The sequence below is a fragment of the Nocardia sp. NPDC058497 genome, from assembly GCF_042720195.1.
Classification (GTDB): Bacteria; Actinomycetota; Actinomycetes; order Mycobacteriales; family Mycobacteriaceae; genus Nocardia.
The window spans coordinates 1-5,280 of the sequence record NZ_JBHXMY010000240.1 but is presented as its reverse complement, the minus strand read 5'-3'; the positions used below and the strand labels follow the sequence as shown (position 1 = coordinate 5,280).

4 protein-coding genes are annotated in these 5,280 nt (G+C 65.8%); 1 reads left to right on the top strand and 3 read right to left on the bottom strand.

What is annotated here, in order from left to right; all coding sequences use genetic code 11:
• From ACFWPJ_RS17485 to ACFWPJ_RS17475, 3 genes are all read right to left on the bottom strand, one after another.
• Window positions 1-1,023: lantibiotic dehydratase C-terminal domain-containing protein (locus ACFWPJ_RS17485; protein WP_378852511.1), on the bottom strand; the 1,023-nt coding region annotated here is incomplete at its 3' end.
• The gene (locus ACFWPJ_RS17480; protein ID WP_378852509.1) at window positions 1,013-3,673 is read right to left on the bottom strand and encodes a lantibiotic dehydratase; all 2,661 of its coding nucleotides are present in this window, start codon (window positions 3,671-3,673) and stop codon (window positions 1,013-1,015) included. The genes ACFWPJ_RS17480 and ACFWPJ_RS17485, both read right to left, overlap by 11 nt.
• Window positions 3,670-4,818 (bottom strand): cytochrome P450, encoded by a 1,149-nt coding sequence (locus ACFWPJ_RS17475; RefSeq protein WP_378852507.1) that lies wholly within the window; start codon window positions 4,816-4,818, stop codon window positions 3,670-3,672. Before ACFWPJ_RS17475 ends, ACFWPJ_RS17480 begins: the two co-directional genes overlap by 4 nt.
• A 296-nt stretch (window positions 4,819-5,114) precedes the next feature.
• Between ACFWPJ_RS17475 and ACFWPJ_RS17470 the strand changes: the two genes are divergently transcribed.
• A partial coding sequence (locus ACFWPJ_RS17470; RefSeq protein ID WP_378852517.1) for a thiomuracin/GE37468 family thiazolyl RiPP peptide occupies window positions 5,115-5,280 on the top strand: 166 nt, incomplete at its 3' end.

The following is a 5,280-nucleotide window of genomic DNA, read 5'->3' as shown; positions in this document are numbered from 1 at the left end:
GTTTTTTTGCGGGGGGGGGTGTTCAAGCGTTCCATTTTTCCGGGGTGGGCCCGTGTGGGGGGGTTTGTGGGCCGCGTGGCCCTGCCTCGCCGCCGACCGCAGGGCGGACTCCGCGACCGGACCAACCCCGATCCGGTTGCACAGCAGGTGGATACACATGTCGACAACCGTCAGCACCGGATCAGCACTCGGCCCCGAACGAACCGCGCCGGGGCCCGTCCAACCGAGCGGTTGCGCGGGGAGCATCGCCGCGGCCCGCTCCGTGCGGAGCCGTCCGGCCAGCGCCGCCACACTCCGCCCCCAGCCCGGAAGGGGACCGATCGGATGCCGGCTTCCGGTATCGGCGGCGAGTGATCGCATCTTCGCCACCAGCGGTGCGAGTGACTGCGGATTCCACACCTGCTCGGCGGCGCTCGGGATGCCGGGCGCCGCGACGAGTCTGCCGACGAGCTCCGCGGGATCGGGGAACGCCGCGTACCAGCCGAGCACAATCGCCGCGGTCGCCACCGCCAGCCGGGTTCGCCGGCCGGCGGCACTCTCGATCAGGAGCTCGGCGACCGTGCTCGATTCGGCGAAGTGGTGCTCGACGGCCTGAATCGTGGCGCCGTCACCGTAGCGGTCGTGCTCACGACGATAGGTGCTGAACACCAGAGTGTTGTTGGCGCACAACTCGGTGTGGTACTTCGTCAAACCTTCGCCCGCGGCCAGCCGCGGCGCCATTCGCGCGTAGTCCGCCGCCGTGAGAACGTCCGCGGCGGGCGACCGTTCGAAGAACCCGCTGAAAGCGTCGGCGATCGCCGCCTCCACCCCCGCTCGCTCGCTCCGGGCCGCAGGCAGCACGCGCAGGCGCAGGTGCGGCCCGCCGTCCCAATACCGGAGGAAGAAGCTACTGGTGACTTGGTTTTCGCTGTCGAATCGGGCCCGCAAAGGCGCGACGACATCACCGACCAACCGGTCGATGTCCCCGTGGTAGAACGCATGCGCGCTGATCCAATCACGCTCGGTGACAACCTCATTCACCATAGGTGATCTCCTGTCCGGACAGTTCGAGAAGAAGCTCGACCACGGCGGGGTCCGCCAGGTCCGGTCCCGGCGACTCGCCCACTTCCGGAAGCGCCTCTTCGAAGATCACCACCGGTCCCGGAGCATGCGTCATCCGTTCGAAGACCTCGACGAGGAACCAGTTCGCGAAGTCGACGTAGACCGGCTTGCGCGACTTGTCCGCCACCCACCCCTCGATCCGGCCCGAGGTGGTGCGGAGGTCGGCGGACCACTTCCGGACGAAGCAGGTCATCGGAATCCCGTTGGTACGCAGCCAAGCCACGATCTCGACCAGGTACTCCGAATCCGTGGTTCCGGCTGACCTGCTCGGAACCAGTTGCGCGGGGGCCACCCAGCGCGCTCGCTGCAGAACTACGTCGCCGATCTCCAACCTGGGCTGGAGCATGACCTGGTCCGGAATCACCATCGACTGCGGCGCAACGAGCACGGGCTGGCTCGGATGGATGTAGTAGGACTCCCCGAACAGCTGAACCAGTAGCCGCGCGGCGGGCGGCAGCAGTCCGTCGGCCATCATGCCCAGGTGCAAGGGGTGAACGGGTTCGCCCGATGCGCGCGACACCGTGAGCATCCCGGTGCCGGTGTCCATGCCGACCACCAGGTCTCCCAGCGGGATTTGATCGCGTTCAGGGCGGGCACTGGCCGTGAAAGGGTATTCGATCTCGGCCACGGTGCTCTGGACCCGGATGTTAGGAGTGAAACCGAACATCCCACCGAGTTCGGCCAGGGTTGTCTCCGAGTGGCGTACCGGTGTGCTCGGTACCTCTGTACCGGTGTACGCCCGGCCCATGATCGCCTGCAGGCGGGCGCGCCCGCGGCCGTGGCCGCCGTGAATGGCGTTCACGACGAGCCGGAGCGGTCCGTCGGTCAGAACCTGGAGATAGCATCCGATCGAACTCGGTGTGCGCTGACACCAGACCGGCGCCGCGGCGATCAGCTGTCGAATGTCATCCGGCTGTGCCCGGCGGACGGTGTGCTCGGATGCCACGCCGGCGAAGGTCGCGCGCAGCGTTGTCTGGATGCGGCCGAGCTCCCGAACTCGCGGCACCACACTGGCCTCGAGGTTGGGCAGCGGCGATGCCTGCGCACCGATCAGTCCGCGAATCTCCTGTCCGAGGGCATCTCCCTGGCCGCGCGCGGCCATCGCCAGCGTCGCCGCGATCGATCGATGGAAGCTGAGGAACGGAACTTTCGCCGTCGAGCCCCAGCCGCGTTCGAAGAACTCGGCGACCACAAGTCGCAGGGGCAGCGCCGGGTCGAGTACGGGCAGGACGGACCGCACGACATCCAGGTCCTCCAGCGCCGGCCGCCACGCCTCGCCGCCGAGGTGGGCGAGGGGTTCCTCGACCACCGCGTTGTCGTGTACGAGGGTCGTCGCGTCATCGGCGAAGTCGCCGGGTAGACCGGCCGCGGTACCGAGTGCGCGCAGTTCGGCGACCAGATCGGCGCAGTATCCGCGGAATGCGGCCAGGTCTTCGACCGGTGGGGTCGAGCCGACCTTTCTGCTCACACCTGCTGCCAGCGTGGCGAGATGCGTGGCGGTCTCGCTCCCGTCTCGGTCGAGCCACCGCGCCAGCTGTCCGAACGGATCATCCGACATGTCCGGAATGGGCATCGGCTGTTCCAGGACGCCGATAGCGAGGAGGTCTCGCAGGCGTTGCCGTGCTTCCTCGCCGTCTCCGAGCGATTCGGACAGATAGGTGAGAAACTCCTCGGCCGATATCGATCTCCGACCGTCGAACGCGGCGACGCCGGCGCGCATAACCTCGTTCGCCGGCACGGAAACAAGGGATTCTCCGGGTGGCGAGCCGAGGAATGTGTACACGCCGTCGGTCAGCGTGAGGCTGGGGTTCAATCGCAGGGGAAGCGTTTCGCTCCGCCCCGTTCGTTGCACGAGCGCCCTGACGATCCATTGCACGGCGAGACCGTTGAGTTCGGTCCTGCCGGTCACGTGTGGCGAGCGGGTAGTGAAGTGGATCGGGATGTCATCGTCGCGCCAGCTCCCGAGGCCGCTGTAGGTATAGGTGCTGTACGGGCTCGTTTTCGCTACCGCTCGCGAGAGGTAGCGGATCAGCTGCAAGACGACACGAGACTTCGGGGTGCGATCGTCGGTGAGCCACTTGTCCAACTCCGCCGACAGCACGGGGCTCGAACGCGACAGTGCGCGCACGAACATCTGTTCGCCCACGCTGCTTTTGAGCAGCCCGAGATGGGCTCGCGATTCGGCGGCCAGCGTCGATGCCAGATCGATGCGCGCTTGTTTCAGCTGCTCACGCGAGGCCACCCACTGTTCTATGCGCGCAGCGAGCTCGGTCGGCAGGCCTGCGGCGATGTCGCCGTTCCACTCGTGCGTGCTTGGCCGGCGTCCTTGGAAGACCGCGCGGCGCAGCCCGACTACCCGGGACTTCCGCACACCGTCGAGTCCCCCGATCACCGGATACAGGGCATCGGCGATCGACGCGCCCGTCAGTTCCAGTTCGTCCAGGTGCGCGAGTATCGCGTCGACTTCAGCGCAGGTGCGGGTGAACCGGAGCCGATGCAGATGGGATGCGGGGAGCCCGGCGACTCTCAACACCACCGGAGCTTCGACGTGCCCGCCCGTCGCGAGCTTCACGAAGCGACCTCGCTCGGGAGTTCCTGTGGTCCGGTAGTGCCGGCGTCCCAGGTGACGGGCAGTGTGCGCGGCCCGTAGATCGTCGCGAAGGTTCGCATCGGTACCTGGGTGGCATCCACCGCGAGTCGTAGGCTCGGCAGCCTCTCGAAGAGTTGCCGGTAGGCGATTCGCAGTTCGAGCTCGGCGAGATGCTGGCCGAGGCAGCGGTGCGCGCCGTGTCCGAACGCGAGGTGACCACGGGCCGCGGTGCGGCGGACATCCAATTCGTCCGGCGTGGTGAAAGCATCCCGATCGCGGTTGGCGGCCGGCAGCGCGACGGTGACAGTATCGCCTTTGCGTACTTCTGCTCCGCCGAGGTCGACATCCTCCAGCGCGGCCCGATAGGGGAGTCCGATATGCGTCACGGTCAGATACCGGAGCAATTCGCTGACGGCGGTGTGGTCGTTGGCCGGATCCGCGATCATCGCGTGGAGCTGGTCCGGGTGCTCCAGTAATGCGAAAACGCCCAGTGAAATCATATTTGCGGTGGTTTCGTGTCCGCCGAGTACGAGTCCGAGGGTGAGCTGGAGTAGTTCTTCGTCGGTGAGTTCGGGATTGTCGGCGATTATTTCGACGAGCAAGTCGGATCCGGCTGACAGTCGTTTGTATTTGATCAGCTGGGAAAGATATCCGTAGAGGCGTGAAATATAGCCGTTGCGCTCGTCGACCGAATCGGCCATTGAATAGCCGTAGTTTATCTGCTGGACCAGTTCGCGGTGATTACCGGGCACACCGAGCAACTCGCAGATGGCCATCGACGGGATCGGCATGGCGAACTGGGCGACCAGATCGGCCGGCGTGGCCGCGCGCACCAGGATGTCGAGTTGCGCGGCGACCAGATCGTTGATCCACGGCGTCATCTGCTCGAGCCGATTGCTGGTGAAGTACTTGGCCAGCAACCGGCGGTAGCGGGTGTGCTCCGGGCGGTCCATGCTGATGAACTGGCCAGGTAGCGGCGGTGCCATGAGTGCGCCGCTGGATTCGCCGACGGCGGAGCGCCGGAGGTCGGACCGGGCGCTGAAGCGGTCGTCTACGAGCATCTCCCTGGCCAGGCGGTGGCTGGTTATCAACCATCCGACGTGGCCGTCCTGATGCACGGTGCGCACAATCGGTCCCGATGCTTGCAGCTCGGAAAGTTTCGAAGGCGGGTCGAACGGGCAGCCGGCTCGGCGATCGACCGGCAACGGTTCAGGAGAACTGATCTCCGGCATCCAATCATCCCCTCAATTTCCGCTGACAGGCCCGCAGTCACGGTATCGGCCGAATACGTGCTGGACAATAGTCCAGAACGGACTAGGAATTACTATGCGGCCTGGTCTGGAAGTAGTCGGCTGATCGTCATTGCGGGCCATATTTGGTACTGGCAGGATCAATTCTGCGTGTAAGTCCACGCGGAAAGGAAATGGCCATGAGCGCACACGGCGCAAATTCCGATGATTTCCGACGGAGTTTTGAGCAGCTCCCGATGGAGGTGTTCCAGCTCGACGGCGGCGCGCTGCCGATCGAGTCGCTCACCGACGGGCACGGCATGACCGAGGCGGGCGCCTCCTGCACGAGCTGCGTTTGCA